Consider the following 13,397-nt stretch of genomic DNA (forward strand, 5'->3'; position numbering starts at 1 on the left):
ACTGTTCGTCGGGTCTGTTTTTTTCGCCGGGGGCGCCCGGGGCTTTCGTGTTTGTGGGGGTGGGGGGGGGGGGGGGGGGGCGCCCCGCCCCCCCCCCCCCCCCCCCCCCCCCCCGCTCCTGCAGGGGCTGCCGGGTCAGTAAGCGTATTCGCTGAAGACAGGATCCACACTGCCATTCCAGTTGGCATGGAACTGCTCAAGCTTCGTGTCGGCCTGGGTCTTGCCCGAGAGGGCGATCTCCAGCAGCGGCTCGAGGTAGATGGATTCATCGGCGCCGCGATTGCCGCGCACGTTGCGGCGCTTCAGACCATGGTCGGCAATCTTCAGTGCTTCGAGCGACAGCTCACGCACCGTGTGGTCGCGGAACTTCAGGTGCAGCGCTTCCTTCGGCACGCCATCACGCAGCGCATGACGCTCGGCCTTGCTGAAGTCCTTCACCAGGTCCCATGCCGCATCGAGTGCGACATCGTCGTACAGCAGGCCCACCCAGAAGGCGGGCAGGGCGCACAGCTGGTTCCACGGGCTGCCATCGGCGCCGCGCATCTCCAGGTACTGCTTCAGGCGCACTTCCGGGAACGCGGTGGTGAGGTGATCTGCCCAGTCCTTCATGGTGGGCTTCACGCCCGGCAGTTCGGCGAGTTCACCACGCATGAATTTGCGGAAATCCTTGCCTGAAAGATCGATGTACTTGCCATCGCGGTAGCTGAAGTACATCGGCACGCCGAGGATGTAATCGACATAGCGCTCGTAGCCGAAGCCCTCTTCGAACACGAAATCGAGCATACCCGTGCGGTCGGCATCGGTATCGGTCCACACCTGCGAGCGGAACGACTTGAAGCCGTTCGGCTTGCCCTCGGTGAAGGGTGAGTTGGCGAAGAGCGCGGTGGCGATCGGCTGCAGCGCCAGGGCCACGCGGAACTTCTTCACCATGTCCGCTTCAGTCGCGTAATCCAGGTTCACCTGCACCGTGCAGGTGCGGGTCATCATGTCCAGGCCGAGCGAGCCGACCTTGGGCATGTACTCGCGCATGATCTTGTAGCGGCCCTTGGGCATCCACGGCATCTGGTCACGGCGCCACTTGGGCTGGAAGCCCATGCCGAGGAAGCCGATGCCGAACTCGTCGGCCACCGAGCGCACTTCCTTCAGGTGGTTGCTGACTTCGTCGCAGGTCTGGTGGATCGACTCCAGCGGCGCGCCGGAGAGCTCCAGCTGGCCGGCAGGCTCAAGGGTGATGTTAGCCATGCCTTTCGATAGCGCCACCGGCGTATCGCCTTCACGGGCGATATCCCAGTGGTAGCGCTCAGCCAGGCCTTCCAGGATGGCGCGAATGCCGGGGCGCCCACCCTCGAACGGCGGCGGGGTCAGGTCATCCGTATAGAAGCCGAACTTCTCGTGCTCGGTGCCGATGCGCCAGGCGTCGCGCGGCTTTTCGCCCTCGGCGAGGTAGGCGACCAGGTCATCGCGGTCACCGATGGGCGTGCTCTTGGCGGCGCTGGGAATGGACACTTCACTTTCCTTGGCAATGGACGGCAGGGGCCGTAGCCGCCCCACATGGGGGCGCATGTCGCCCGGGAAAAGGTGTCATGCCCGCCGCGGAGCGTAGCAAAAGCCGGTGACCGCCGCGTGCCCATGGCGCAAGAAAAAAGGCCGCCCCGAGGGGCGGCCCTTGATCGTGCCATGACTGGACTTCAGCGCTTCATCGAGTTGAAGAACTCGTCGTTCGACTTGGTGTTCTTCATCTTGTCGAGCATGAACTCCATGGCGGCCAGCTCATCCATCGGGTGGAGGAGCTTGCGCAGGATCCAGATCTTCGCGAGCAGGTCCGGATCGATCAGCAGGTCCTCGCGGCGGGTGCCGGAGCGGTTGATGTCGATGGCCGGGTAGACGCGCTTCTCGGAGATACGACGGGACAGGTGCACTTCCATGTTGCCGGTGCCCTTGAACTCCTCGTAGATCACCTCGTCCATCTTGGAGCCGGTATCGGTCAGCGCCGTGGCGATGATCGTGAGGCTGCCGCCTTCCTCGACGTTACGTGCCGCGCCGAAGAAGCGCTTGGGGCGCTGCAGGGCGTTGGCATCGACACCGCCGGTGAGCACCTTGCCGGAGCTGGGCACCACGGTGTTGTAGGCACGGGCCAGGCGGGTGATCGAATCGAGCAGGATCACCACGTCGCGCTTGTGTTCGACCAGGCGCTTGGCACGCTCGATCACCATCTCGGCAACCTGCACGTGGCGCACGGCCGGCTCATCAAAGGTGGAGCTGATGACTTCGGCGCGGACGGTGCGGGCGATTTCCGTGACTTCTTCCGGGCGCTCATCGATCAACAGCATGATCAGGTGAACATCGGGGTGGTTGTACTGGATGGCCTGCGCAATGTTCTGCAGCATCATCGTCTTACCCGACTTCGGCTGGGAGACGATGAGGCCGCGCTGGCCACGGCCGATCGGCGCCACCAGGTCGAGGATACGGCCGGTGATGTCTTCGGTGGAGCCGTTGCCGCGCTCGAGCTTGAACGCCTTGCGTGGAAACAGCGGGGTCAGGTTTTCGAACAGCAGCTTGTTCTTCGACGCCTCCGGCGGATCGCCGTTGATGTCGTCCACCTTGAGCATGGCAAAGTAACGTTCGCCTTCCTTCGGGTGGCGCACGCGTCCGGTGATGTAATCGCCGGTGCGCAGGTTGAAGCGACGGATCTGGCTGGGCGAGACGTAGATATCGTCGGGGCCGGCCAGGTACGACTCATCGGCCGAGCGCAGGAAGCCGAAGCCATCCTGGAGGATTTCGAGTACGCCTTCGGCCCAGATGCCGCCGCCTGAGCGGGCATGCGCCTTGAGGATGCTGAACACCACATCCTGCTTGCGCTGGCGGGCGACGCCTTCGCGGATACCCAGCGATTCGGCGAATTCGAGCAACTGGATGGAGTTCTTGCGCTTGAGCTCGGTCAGGTTGATCAGGCGATCGTTGCTGCCGGCATCAGCGTTCTCGTCTTCATCGACGGGATAGCCGTTGTTGTTGCGCTGGTGCTGGTAGTTACCACCACCGTTGCCGCCACCGCCACCGCCACCCTGGCGCTGCTGGTTGCGTTCGTTGCGGCGGCGACGGCCACGGCCTTCACGCTCGCGGCGATCGCCTTGCTGATTATTGCCGCCCTGGCCCTGGCCCTGGCCCTGTTGCTGGCCGCCTTGCTGCGACTGGCCCTGCTGGCCGCCTTCTCGCGGCTCCTGGGCCTGACGCGACTCGGCAGCCGGTGGCGGGTTGTTGAGCTGAAGCTCAGCCTGCGGCGCGGGAACGGGGGGGAGCGGGGGTGGAGGCGGCGGGGCTGCCGGTGCGGGAGCCGGCGCCGGGGCGCTCGTCTCTACCGCAGGGGCACTGGCCGCTGGCGCCTTGCGGCGCGTACGGGGACGCGGCTCGGTCGCAGGCTGGTCGCCGGCGCCCTTGGCGTCGATGGAATCTTTGCTTTCGATATCGGACACGGGCAAACCTCACGGGGCGCCGTTGGAAGAAGAAGGTGGGAGGGTTCGCGGCTGGGGGGACAGCGGGGTGTCCCGGGGCGAACGCCTAGAGCCTAGCATCGCGTGAGGCGCAAGGTAAAGCGCCTCACGCGGTGGCTCGAGAAGATGACGCGTTGTTGCTTAGATGGACTTGTCGATGAACTGGGCAAGCACGCCCTTGTTCACGGCACCGACCTGGGTGCCGGCAACCTTGCCATCCTTGAACACCATGAGGGTGGGGATGCCACGGATGCCGAACTGGCGCGGGGTCTGCTGGTTTTCGTCGATGTTGATCTTCACGATCTTCACCTTGCCCTGGTACTCATCCGCCAGCTGCTCGAGGGCGGGGGCGATCGCCTTGCAGGGGCCGCACCATTCCGCCCAGAAATCGAGCAGGACGGGGGTGTCGGATTCAAGGACGTCCTTCGAGAAGGCAGCGTCGCTCGTGTGGGTGATCTTGTCGCTCACCGTGGTCTCCAAATCGGGTGTTAAGGGGAGTTGACGACCGTGACGCTGGCATCGGCTACACTTAGGAGCCCCATGTCGCGGGTCCAACCGGAACCGAAGGTCTTGGCCATTGCAGCCGGTGGCCCTCATTCCACCCGAACTAGGGGCGCGATTCAAGCGATTCAAGGTGCCAGCGGATGGTTTCCGTTGACATAGGTAAACCGGTTCGAGCAGCCGGTTCAGCTATGCCAGCGGGAGCCGTCGGGCCGTCATCTCCTGCCTCCGGCCACCGTGCGCCGGGCGCGTCGGCACGCCAGCGGCTAGCAACCGCGGGCCCACCGACCCTCCCGTGGCGCCGGCCGGTTCAACCACCCGTCCCGTGGTGTATTCCTTGCCGCAGGGACGGCGCCGCGTACCCGCGGCGCAAGCCTCCAGGCCCATCATGTCCCAGACCGTACTTACCGACGTCTTCTACGAAAACCTCGAACTCCACCCCCTGCTGCACCAGGGCCTCGCCACCGCCGGCATCACCCGCTGCACGCCCATCCAGGCGCTGACCCTCCCGGTCGCCCTGACCGGCCGCGATGTCGCTGGCCAGGCCCAGACCGGCACCGGCAAGACCTTTGCCTTCCTCGTGGCCCTGATGGACCGCCTGCTGAAGAACCCCGCCCAGCCGGGGCGCAAGGATTCCGACCCGCGCGCGCTCATCATCGCGCCCACCCGCGAACTCGCCATCCAGATCGAAAAGGATTTCCAGACGATCGGCAAGGCCACCGGCCTGCGCAGCGCGCTGATCTACGGCGGCGTGGACTACGACAAGCAGCGCCAGCAGCTGCGTGATGGCTGCGACATCATCATCGCCACCCCGGGCCGCCTGCTCGACTACTACAAGCAGGACGTCTTCGGTTTCGGCAGCGTCGAGGTGATGGTCATCGACGAAGCCGATCGCATGTTCGACCTGGGCTTCATCAAGGACGTGCGCTTTATCTTCCGCCGCCTGCCAGCCCGCGAGAAGCGCCAGGTCCTGCTGTTCTCCGCCACCCTGAGCCACCGCGTGCTCGAGCTGGCCTACGAGCACATGCACGAAGCTGAAAAGCTGGTGGTGGAGACCGAAAACGTCACCGCCGATCGCGTGCGCCAGGTGGTCTACTTCCCGTCCAAGGAAGAAAAGATGCCGCTGCTGCTGAACCTGCTCGAGGAGAGCAAGGCCGAACGCAGCATCATCTTCGTGAACACCAAGGCCGCCGCCGAGCGCATCACCGATCGCCTGAAGCGTCATAACTTCCGCGTGGGCGCCATCTCGGGCGACGTGCCGCAGGTGAAGCGCCAGAAGTTGCTGCAGCGCTTCCAGGATGGCCAGATCGACATGCTGGTGGCGACCGACGTGGCCGCGCGCGGCCTGCACATCCCGGCCGTCAGCCACGTGTTCAACTACGACCTGCCGCAGGATGCCGAAGACTACGTGCACCGTATCGGCCGCACCGCGCGCCTGGGCGCTGAAGGCGATGCCATCAGCTTCGCTTGCGATCTGTACGCGATGGGTCTTCCGGACATCGAGACCTACATCAACCAGAAGATTCCCACCGCATCCATCGATGCGCGCATGCTGGTGATGCCGGCCCCGCGCCCGCGCGCCGATGGCGTGCAGGATGAAGTGGATGATCCGAACGACACCGGCGGGCACATCCCGACCCGCGGCGCGCCGCCGGAGAAGGGCGGGCGGTCCGGGCGTGAAGGTTCCCGCTCCGGCTCGCGTTCGGGGTCGGGTCCGCGCTCGGGCGAGCGTAGCGGCAGCCGTGAACGTCGCCCGCGCCAGGATAAGCCGGCCGTCGCGTCCACCGAGGTGCCGGTGACGACCGTGGTAGTTGCCGAGACCGTGGCCGATCTGCCGGCTGCCGCCGAAGCGATGGCCGCCGATTCGGCGCCGAAGAAGCGCCGCCGCCGCGGCGGTCGTGGCCGTAGCCGCCGTGAAGGTGGCGATGGTGCACCGCAGGTGCGGATCCAGGACGCCAACACCGCCGCTGCGCCGCGTGCGGTTGGGGCGGAAGGCGGCAATGGCAACGGCAACCGCCGTCCGTCGCGCCACGTCGCCGCATCGCGCCCGGCCGCGTCCCCGGCGCCGGCCGCCGCTCCGGTCAAGAAGGAAGGGTTCTTCCGCCGCCTTGGCCGCATTTTCGGCGGTAAATAAGGCCCTCGCGCGCAAGCGCGCTCCTACGTGTAGGAGCGCGCTTGCGCGCGATAAACCGACGGGGCGCTGAAGCCGCGCGCTCCCACCCCCTGAACCGCGACCCAGACCCAGCCCAAACCGCCCCCGCATCCCGTATCCTCTACGGATTCACGGGCCAACGGGTAACGCGGTGATCGGTTTCGATCTGGTGAGCAAACGATACGAGGGCGACCACCAGGCCCTTACGGATGTCTCGTTCCAGGTCGATGCCGGTGAAATGGCGTTCGTCACCGGCCATTCCGGCGCGGGCAAAAGCACGCTGCTGAAGCTGCTGGCCATGATCGAGCGCCCCACCAATGGCGTGGTCACGCTGGACGGGCAGAAGCTCAATACCGTCCGCTCGTCCGATATACCGCGTATCCGCCGCAAGCTCGGCATGGTCTTCCAGGACCACCGCCTGCTGCTCGATCGCAGCGTCTTCGCCAACGTCGAACTTCCCCTGGTGATCGCCGGCGTCTCTCCTGCCGAGCGGGCCCGCCGCGTGCGCGCCGCCCTGGAGAAGGTCGGCCTGCTCAGCTACGAAAAGCAGCTACCCGGCACACTTTCCACGGGTGAGCAGCAGCGCGTGGGCATTGCCCGTGCCATCGTGGCCAAGCCGGCGGTGCTCATCGCCGATGAGCCCACGGGCAACCTCGATCCGCAGCTGGCCATGGAGATCATGGGCCTGTTCGCCGAATTCCAGGCGGTCGGCACCGCTGTCCTCGTCGCCAGTCACGACCTGATGCTGATCAAGCGCATGAAGAAACGCGTCGTCGTCCTCGACCACGGCAAGCTCATCGCCGACGTGCCGGCCACGGAGGTTGTATGAATACCGTCCGCGAACCGCGCCGCGCGCCCGAGCCCGAGAAGACCAAGCGGACCACGCCGCGCCATATCGGCGCCTGGCGCGAACACCACGCCTGGAGCCTTTCCATCAGCTGGCGCCGCCTGGCCTCCCGGCCGCTGGGCACCTTGCTTACCGTCGCCGTGATGGGCGTGGCCCTGGCGCTGCCGCTCGCTTTCTATCTGCTGCTGGGCAATGTCGAGCGCATGGGCGATGCCCTGGGCCGCAACCAGACCATCAGTGCCTTCATGAAGCCGGGCCAGAACGCGGCGATGGCGGAGACGGCTGCCTCTGCTTTGCGCGGCCGCCCCGAGGTGCAGGACATCACGGTGCGGACGCCGAAGGACGGCCTGGCCGAACTGGCCGAGGTGCAGGGATTCTCAGGCGCGCTGCAGTCGCTCGATGAGAACCCGTTGCCGTACGTGCTTTCGGTGCAGCCCAAGCCGAATCTCTCATTGGAAGACGCTACCCGTCTGGTCGAATCCATGAAGGCCACGCCTGGCGTGGACATGGTGCAGGACACCGGGGCCTGGCGACAGCGCCTGGATGCCATCGTTGGCGTCGGTGCCCGCGCCACCACCATGCTGGCGCTGCTGCTCGGTATCGCCGCGCTGCTCGTGGTTGGCAACACGATTCGCGTCGATATCCAGAGCCGTGCCGAGGAAATCGGCGTGCTGCTGTTGATCGGTGCCAGCCGCCCGTTCGTGCGCAGGCCTTATCTTTATGCGGGCATCTGGCTTGGCCTCCTGGCAGGCATTCTTGCCGTGGTACTCGCCGTCGCCATCGAGCTCGCCATGGCGGGACCGGTTGGTCGGTTGGCGGCCGCTTATGACGGCAGTGTCCAGTTCGGTGGCTTGCCAGGGTGGTTACTTCTTTCGGTGCCGGTTGCATCGGCCATCCTCGGATGGCTGGGTGCGCGGTTGGTCAGCGCACAACAGATCCGCCGCGCAGCGGCGGGTTAAGACGGGAGGCAGGGGGTGGCATCGCATATCGGATCAGGCGTCGCTGGCGCTACGCCGCGCATCCTGCTGGTCGACGGTTCCAAGGTCGTGCGCCAGCTGATTTCCCGCGTCGTCACCGCCGAGGTGCCGGGGGTAGAGATCATTGGTGTCGGCACGGGTGCCGAGGCGCAGTCGGAACTGCAGCGTGGCGTGTTCGATTTCGTCACGGTCGCCCTGCGCCTGCCCGACATGGATGGCCTGGAAGTCGCGCGCTTCGTGCGCGAGGCCGCGCCACAGATTTACATGCCCATCGTCGTGGTTTCCGGCGATGTGGAGCAACGCCTGCACCGCCGCGAGCTCGGCGAGTTCGTCACGGATTACTTCGACAAGTCGCTCGGCTTTGGTGCGCTCGCGGAATTCATCCGCGGCTACGTGCGCCCCGAGGGTGGCGCGGAAGGCGAGGTGCTGTACGTGGAAGACAGCCGCGTGGTTGCGCTGGCCACGCGCCGCATGATGGAGAAGTACGGCCTAACCGTGCACCACGTGATCAGCGCGGAAGACGCCATTGAATTCCTGCGTTCAGCGAAGGCAGGCGGCCGGGTGGGAGCGGACGTCGTACTTACCGACGTGAGCCTGAAGGGCGAGCTCACGGGTGGCGACCTGGTGGAGCGTATCCGCAACGAATTCGGCTACGGCAAAGGCAAGCTCCCGACGCTCATCATGACGGGTGATGAGAATCCGGCGAACCAGGCCGCGCTGCTGCGCGCCGGTGCGAACGACCTGGTCGAAAAGCCGGTGGAAGAGAAACTGCTGATCACGAAGCTCCTGTTCCAGCTGCGCGTAGCCCTGCACTTGCGCGCCCAGGCCGAAGCGTGAACGAGCGCGTGCGGTTGGAGAGCTCCTGGAAGGAGCGCATTGGTGACTACCTCGATCGGCCCGAGATGCTGGCGCTTTCCGTGTTCCTGCGTGATGAGAAGGCGCAGGGCAAGGTCATCTACCCTCCGGGGCCGGAGATCTTCAGCGCCTTTGAACACACGCCATTCGACAAGGTGCGCGTCGTCATCCTGGGCCAGGATCCGTACCACGGCCCAGACCAGGCGCACGGATTGAGTTTTTCCGTTCGCCCCGGCGTGCGCGTGCCGCCGTCACTGCAGAACATGTTCAAGGAAATCGAGAATTGTCTCGACATTCCACGCCCTGATCATGGTTGCCTTACGCCGTGGGCCGACCGCGGCGTGCTGCTGCTCAATGCGGTGCTCACCGTAGAAGCGGGGCAGGCCGCTTCACACCAGGGGCGCGGCTGGGAAGGCTTCACCGATGCCGCCATCGACGCGTTGAGCCGGGAGCGCGAAGGTCTTGTCTTCATGCTGTGGGGCAGCCACGCGCAGAAGAAAGGCCAGCTCATCGACGGCAAGCGCCACTGCATTCTGCGCAGCGTGCATCCTTCGCCATTATCCGCGCACCGCGGGTTCATGGGCTGCGGGCACTTCGCCAAGGCGAATGCATATCTCGAAGCCCGCGGCGAATCACCGGTCGACTGGTCACTGCCGCGCCGCGCGGAACTTGCGTCCTGAATAGACAAAAGCCCGCGGCCGAGGCGCGCGGGCTAAATAGCAACCGAATCACTTGTCATCGTGTTCCGGCCCGCCTCGATCGCTACCACTCAATGCGTCGAGGTCTTGAAATCGGCATGGCAGCCGATAGACGCAGCGACCATAGTTGTTGGGCGCCCAACATGCAAGTGTGTGCCGTCCGCATTCATTCGATCTCGAACACGAAGGCCAAAGCCTTACGTATTTCGTAGAGCGTCGCCGCACTGACTCGCGATAACGGTGCAGGCGCGCTGCCTCGCATGGCTTGCACGCGCGCTTGAGAAAGTCGCTCGAGGCTTACCACCACCGCCATGTCGCATTTCGCCCAGCGGTCACCTTTGCGATCACACCATCCGGGTGGCATGGCATCGGCGGGAACGCGAACGTGCCAGCGGTCCTCATGCCGTGGTGGGGTCATGCTCACTGGGACGACGCTGGTGAGACCCGTGCGTCCCCTCAGGCGCCGGCTGACGACCACCACGGGGCGGGTCTTTGTCATTTCCCCGGGTGGCGCCGAGCCGGGTGGCGGGAACCGGCAAATCAGGATGGTGCCGGGAAGGGGTGGGTAGAAGAAAGGCATGCCCATGAGCCTAGGCAGGGCCCTACCGGGTGGCTGCCAGCACCCCGCGGCAATGTGTGTAGTCCTAACCCCTTTAGTTTCGAGGGCCTGACCCCATTTTCCTTGTGTGGCAGGCACCTACGTGCCGCCCCTGGCTGCCGGGCCCTCCGGTAGCCCATCTGCCCCCTGAATACGCCCCTGGGTCCACTGGACATGCCGGGGGTATTTCTGTACCATTGAGTACAGCTAACCAATTTGAACTTCGGCAGGGGTTAGCACTCCCACCATGGGACTGCTAACCTGCACCGAGACTTTCAGGAGGTTCCACACATGTCCCAAGCCCTCGCCACCCGTAATTACGGGCTCCCGAGCGTCGTTGGCAGTCTGGATTCCTACATCGCGGCCGTCCATCGTATCCCGGTGCTCAGCCTTGACGAGGAGCAGACGCTTGCGCGGCGCTTCCACGACGACGCCGATCTCGACGCCGCCCGCCAGCTGGTGATGTCCCACCTTCGCTTCGTGGTGCATGTCGCCCGCGGTTACAACGGCTACGGCCTGCAGCTCTCCGACCTGATCCAGGAAGGCAACATTGGCCTGATGAAGGCGGTGAAGCGTTTCGATCCGGACCAGGGCGTGCGCCTCGTCAGCTTCGCGGTCCACTGGATCCGTGCCGAAATGCACGAGTTCATCCTGCGCAACTGGCGCATCGTGAAGGTCGCCACCACCAAGGCCCAGCGCAAGCTGTTCTTCAACCTGCGCAAGAGCAAGAAGCGCCTGGGTTGGATGAATGCCGAGGAAGTGCGTGTTGTCGCCCAGGACCTGGGTGTGCCTGAAGCGACCGTCCGCGAGATGGAATCGCGCCTTTCGGGTCGTGACGTGGGCTTCGAAGCCCCGGCCGATGCCGATGACGACGAGAAGCCGGCACCGGCCGCGTTCCTGGTCGATGAAGGCGCCGATCCGTACGACAACCTGGCCGAGGAAGATGCCTCGAACAACCAGATGGGCGCACTGAGTTCGGCGCTGTCCAACCTGGATGCCCGTTCGCGCGACATCATCCAGCGCCGCTGGCTGGCCGAGGACAACAAGGCCACCCTGCAGGATCTGGCCGATGAGTACGGCGTTTCGGCTGAGCGTATTCGCCAGATCGAGGCGAATGCCATGAAGAAGATGCGTGTCGCCATCGCCGCCTGAGGGCTGCGAACGGCGTAAGATCCGGAACGGCCCCCTCGTGGGGCCGTTTTCCGTTGTCCCGAACGTGGAGTGAGAAGGATGCCCAGGGCCCTGGTCATCGAAGATGATGAAGTCACCGCCCGCGATATCGTCGCGGAGCTTGGCGCCCACGGCCTGCAGGCCGACTGGGTCGCGAACGGCCGCGACGGCCTGGCGCGTGCGCTGGCCGATGGCTACGACATCATCACCCTCGACCGCATGCTGCCCGGCATGGACGGCATCGATGTCGTCTCCGAGCTGCGCAAGCGCTCGGTGGAAACCCCCGTGCTCATGATCAGCGCGCTTTCCGACGTGGATGAGCGCGTGCGTGGGCTAAGGGCGGGTGGCGATGACTACCTGACCAAACCGTTCGCCCCCGATGAGCTGGCGGCACGCGCCGAAGTACTGCTGCGGCGGCATCGCCGCCCCGAGGCGGGTGAAACGCGTATCCGTGTCGAGGATCTCGAGCTCGACCTGGTCAAGCACAATGCCTTGCGCAACGGTCAGCCGCTCACCCTGTTGCCCACCGAGTTCCGCCTGCTCGAGTTCCTCATGCGCAACGCGGGCCAGGTGGTGACCCGGCAGATGATCTTCGAGCATGTCTGGGGCTTTCATTTCGACCCGGGCACCAACGTGATCGATGTCCATATCGGCCGCCTCCGTCGCAAGATCGATGGCGCTGGCCAGGTGCCGCTTATCCGTACAGTGCGCGGCTCGGGGTATGTCCTTGCGCCCGCTGACTGACGCCTGGCGTTCCGCCACCTCGCGCCTCATCCTCATCTATGGCGCGCTGTTCGCCATCTGGTGCGTCATCCTGCTGGGCGTGGTCCAGTGGGAATCGTCGCGCTACCTCACCAATGTCGTGGACGGCATGCTGGCCGCGCGCCTGCACTACCTTGAGCGCACCGATTCGCGCCGCCTCACCGATACCGTCGATGCCGCAAGCGCGATCGATGCGACCGGCTTCATGGCCGCGGGCTTGTTTGATGCACAGGGCCGCCGCCTTGCCGGCAACGTTGGGAAGATCCCCAAAGGCCTCGAAGAGGATGGTGTTGTCCGTGCTGTGACGGCGGAGGTCGAGGATCATCCCGGGGAATCCGGCCGGCGCGCCCGCGGCCTCGCCAGCACGTTGCCCGGTGGCCAGCGGTTGGTGGTGGTCAAGGAAAGCGCGACCATCGATGGCCTGGGTGCGATCATCCGCCGTGGTGCCCTGTGGGGCCTGTCGCTCACGCTCATCCCGGGCTTGCTTGGCGGCATCCTTATCGCACGCCGTCCCGCGCGCCGCGTGCGTCAGATCCAGCTCGCCATGGAACCCATCCGCGAGGGTGACCTGAGTGTGCGCCTGCCCGTGAGTGGCGCCGGTGACGAGGTCGATCTGCTGGCCGGCACGGTGAATACCACGCTGGGCGAGATCGAGCGGTTGCTCGGTGAAGTGAAAGGCGTGACCGACAACATCGCGCACGACCTGCGTACGCCGCTCACGCGCATGCGCACGCGGTTGTACCGCGTGCAGCAACAGATCGAAGGCACGCCGGAGGCAGAGCAGCTCGAGGCCGCCGTTGAGGAGATCGACACCGTGCTGGCGCGTTTCCGCGCGCTCCTGCGCGTGTCCGAACTCGAGGACCGGCAGCGCAGCGCGTGTTTCGAAAACATGGACCTGGGCACCGTACTGAAGAACGTGCACGACTTTTACGCGCCGTTGGCCGAAGATCGCCACCAGGTGTTCGAGCTGGATGTGGGCAAATTGCCGCCCCTGCGTGGTGATCCGCAGCTCATGTTCGAAGCCTTCGCCAACCTCGTTGGCAATGCGATCAAGTTCACGCCGAACGGCGGTGCCATTCGCATGGTGGCCCTTACTGACCCGACGGGCGATGCGCGTATTGATATTGCGGATACGGGCCCGGGTATTCCCGTGGGCGAGCGTGATGCGGTGTTTCGTCGCTTCTACCGCGGCGACGAGACCCGCGCGAAGCCGGGTTGCGGCCTTGGCCTGGCGATCGTCAGCGCCATCGTGCGCCTCCACGGATACTCGCTGGCGGTGGGCGGAAACGACGAAGGCGCGGTGTTCTCGGTGACGTGCCCGGCGGCCTAGCCGAATACGCCTAAATAAT

Annotated in this window: 12 protein-coding genes; 8 read left to right on the forward strand and 4 right to left on the reverse strand. The window is 65.3% G+C overall.

All coding sequences use genetic code 11. The annotated features are described in order from the left end of the window. Positions 1–135: 135 nt before the first annotated feature. The 3 genes from ABIE56_RS09500 to trxA all read right to left on the reverse strand — a co-directional run bounded on the left by ABIE56_RS09500 (position 136) and on the right by trxA (position 3,956). On the reverse strand, positions 136–1,506 hold the full coding sequence (locus ABIE56_RS09500; RefSeq protein ID WP_429243570.1) for a glutamate--cysteine ligase: 1,371 nt from the start codon (positions 1,504–1,506) through the stop codon (positions 136–138). Positions 1,507–1,688: 182 nt separating this feature from the next. Continuing rightward, the gene (gene rho, locus ABIE56_RS09505) at positions 1,689–3,470 is read right to left on the reverse strand and encodes a transcription termination factor Rho (protein WP_429243571.1); all 1,782 of its coding nucleotides are present in this window, start codon (positions 3,468–3,470) and stop codon (positions 1,689–1,691) included. 159 nt (positions 3,471–3,629) lie between these two features. Continuing rightward, the gene (gene trxA, locus ABIE56_RS09510) at positions 3,630–3,956 is read right to left on the reverse strand and encodes a thioredoxin TrxA (RefSeq protein WP_139979157.1); all 327 of its coding nucleotides are present in this window, start codon (positions 3,954–3,956) and stop codon (positions 3,630–3,632) included. A 421-nt stretch (positions 3,957–4,377) separates the two neighbouring features. Here trxA and ABIE56_RS09515 point away from each other — a divergent pair, with 421 nt between their 5' ends. The 5 genes from ABIE56_RS09515 to ung all read left to right on the forward strand — a co-directional run bounded on the left by ABIE56_RS09515 (position 4,378) and on the right by ung (position 9,500). Continuing rightward, positions 4,378–6,123, forward strand: a complete 1,746-nt coding sequence (locus ABIE56_RS09515; protein ID WP_429243572.1) for a DEAD/DEAH box helicase — start codon at positions 4,378–4,380, stop codon at positions 6,121–6,123. Positions 6,124–6,292: 169 nt separating this feature from the next. Continuing rightward, positions 6,293–6,970 (forward strand): cell division ATP-binding protein FtsE, encoded by a 678-nt coding sequence (ftsE, locus tag ABIE56_RS09520; protein ID WP_429243573.1) that lies wholly within the window; start codon positions 6,293–6,295, stop codon positions 6,968–6,970. Further along, positions 6,967–7,947: a permease-like cell division protein FtsX gene (ftsX, locus tag ABIE56_RS09525; protein ID WP_429243574.1), complete on the forward strand. Its 981-nt coding sequence runs from the start codon at positions 6,967–6,969 to the stop codon at positions 7,945–7,947. Before ftsE ends, ftsX begins: the two co-directional genes overlap by 4 nt. Positions 7,948–7,962: 15 nt before the next feature. Further along, positions 7,963–8,802 (forward strand): response regulator, encoded by an 840-nt coding sequence (locus ABIE56_RS09530; protein ID WP_429243575.1) that lies wholly within the window; start codon positions 7,963–7,965, stop codon positions 8,800–8,802. Continuing rightward, positions 8,799–9,500 carry a uracil-DNA glycosylase gene (ung, locus tag ABIE56_RS09535; RefSeq protein WP_429243576.1) on the forward strand — a complete coding sequence of 234 codons (702 nt, stop codon included), beginning with the start codon at positions 8,799–8,801 and terminating at the stop codon, positions 9,498–9,500. Before ABIE56_RS09530 ends, ung begins: the two co-directional genes overlap by 4 nt. Before the next feature lie 184 nt (positions 9,501–9,684). On the opposite strand, the gene ABIE56_RS09540 is transcribed toward ung, so the two are convergent. Next, a complete protein-coding gene (locus tag ABIE56_RS09540; protein ID WP_429243577.1) occupies positions 9,685–10,098 on the reverse strand; it encodes a type II toxin-antitoxin system PemK/MazF family toxin in 414 nt (137 codons plus the stop codon). Positions 10,099–10,407: 309 nt separating this feature from the next. Here ABIE56_RS09540 and rpoH point away from each other — a divergent pair, with 309 nt between their 5' ends. The 3 genes from rpoH (at position 10,408) to ABIE56_RS09555 (ending at position 13,378) form a co-directional block, all read left to right on the forward strand. Then, positions 10,408–11,268 (forward strand): RNA polymerase sigma factor RpoH, encoded by an 861-nt coding sequence (gene rpoH, locus ABIE56_RS09545; protein ID WP_429243578.1) that lies wholly within the window; start codon positions 10,408–10,410, stop codon positions 11,266–11,268. Positions 11,269–11,346: 78 nt separating this feature from the next. Beyond that, positions 11,347–12,030, forward strand: coding sequence for a response regulator transcription factor (locus tag ABIE56_RS09550; RefSeq protein ID WP_429243579.1), 684 nt, complete (start codon positions 11,347–11,349; stop codon positions 12,028–12,030). After that, complete coding sequence (locus ABIE56_RS09555) at positions 12,008–13,378, forward strand: sensor histidine kinase (protein WP_429243580.1); 1,371 nt, start codon at positions 12,008–12,010, stop codon at positions 13,376–13,378. Before ABIE56_RS09550 ends, ABIE56_RS09555 begins: the two co-directional genes overlap by 23 nt. Positions 13,379–13,397 lie beyond the last annotated feature (19 nt).

Origin of the sequence: Luteibacter sp. 621 (assembly GCF_050435445.1) — a bacterium.
Lineage (GTDB): Bacteria > Pseudomonadota > Gammaproteobacteria > Xanthomonadales > Rhodanobacteraceae > Luteibacter.

Bases quoted from the DNA above. Each gene is read 5' to 3' on its own strand.
- ABIE56_RS09515 (WP_429243572.1), top strand. From the start codon at position 4,378: ATGTCCCAGACCGTACTTACCGACGTCTTCTACGAAAACCTCGAACTC.
- ftsX (WP_429243574.1), top strand. From the start codon at position 6,967: ATGAATACCGTCCGCGAACCGCGCCGCGCGCCCGAGCCCGAGAAGACC.
- ABIE56_RS09540 (WP_429243577.1), bottom strand. From the start codon at position 10,098: ATGCCTTTCTTCTACCCACCCCTTCCCGGCACCATCCTGATTTGCCGG.
- rpoH (WP_429243578.1), top strand. From the start codon at position 10,408: ATGTCCCAAGCCCTCGCCACCCGTAATTACGGGCTCCCGAGCGTCGTT.
- ABIE56_RS09550 (WP_429243579.1), top strand. From the start codon at position 11,347: ATGCCCAGGGCCCTGGTCATCGAAGATGATGAAGTCACCGCCCGCGAT.
- ABIE56_RS09555 (WP_429243580.1), top strand. From the start codon at position 12,008: ATGTCCTTGCGCCCGCTGACTGACGCCTGGCGTTCCGCCACCTCGCGC.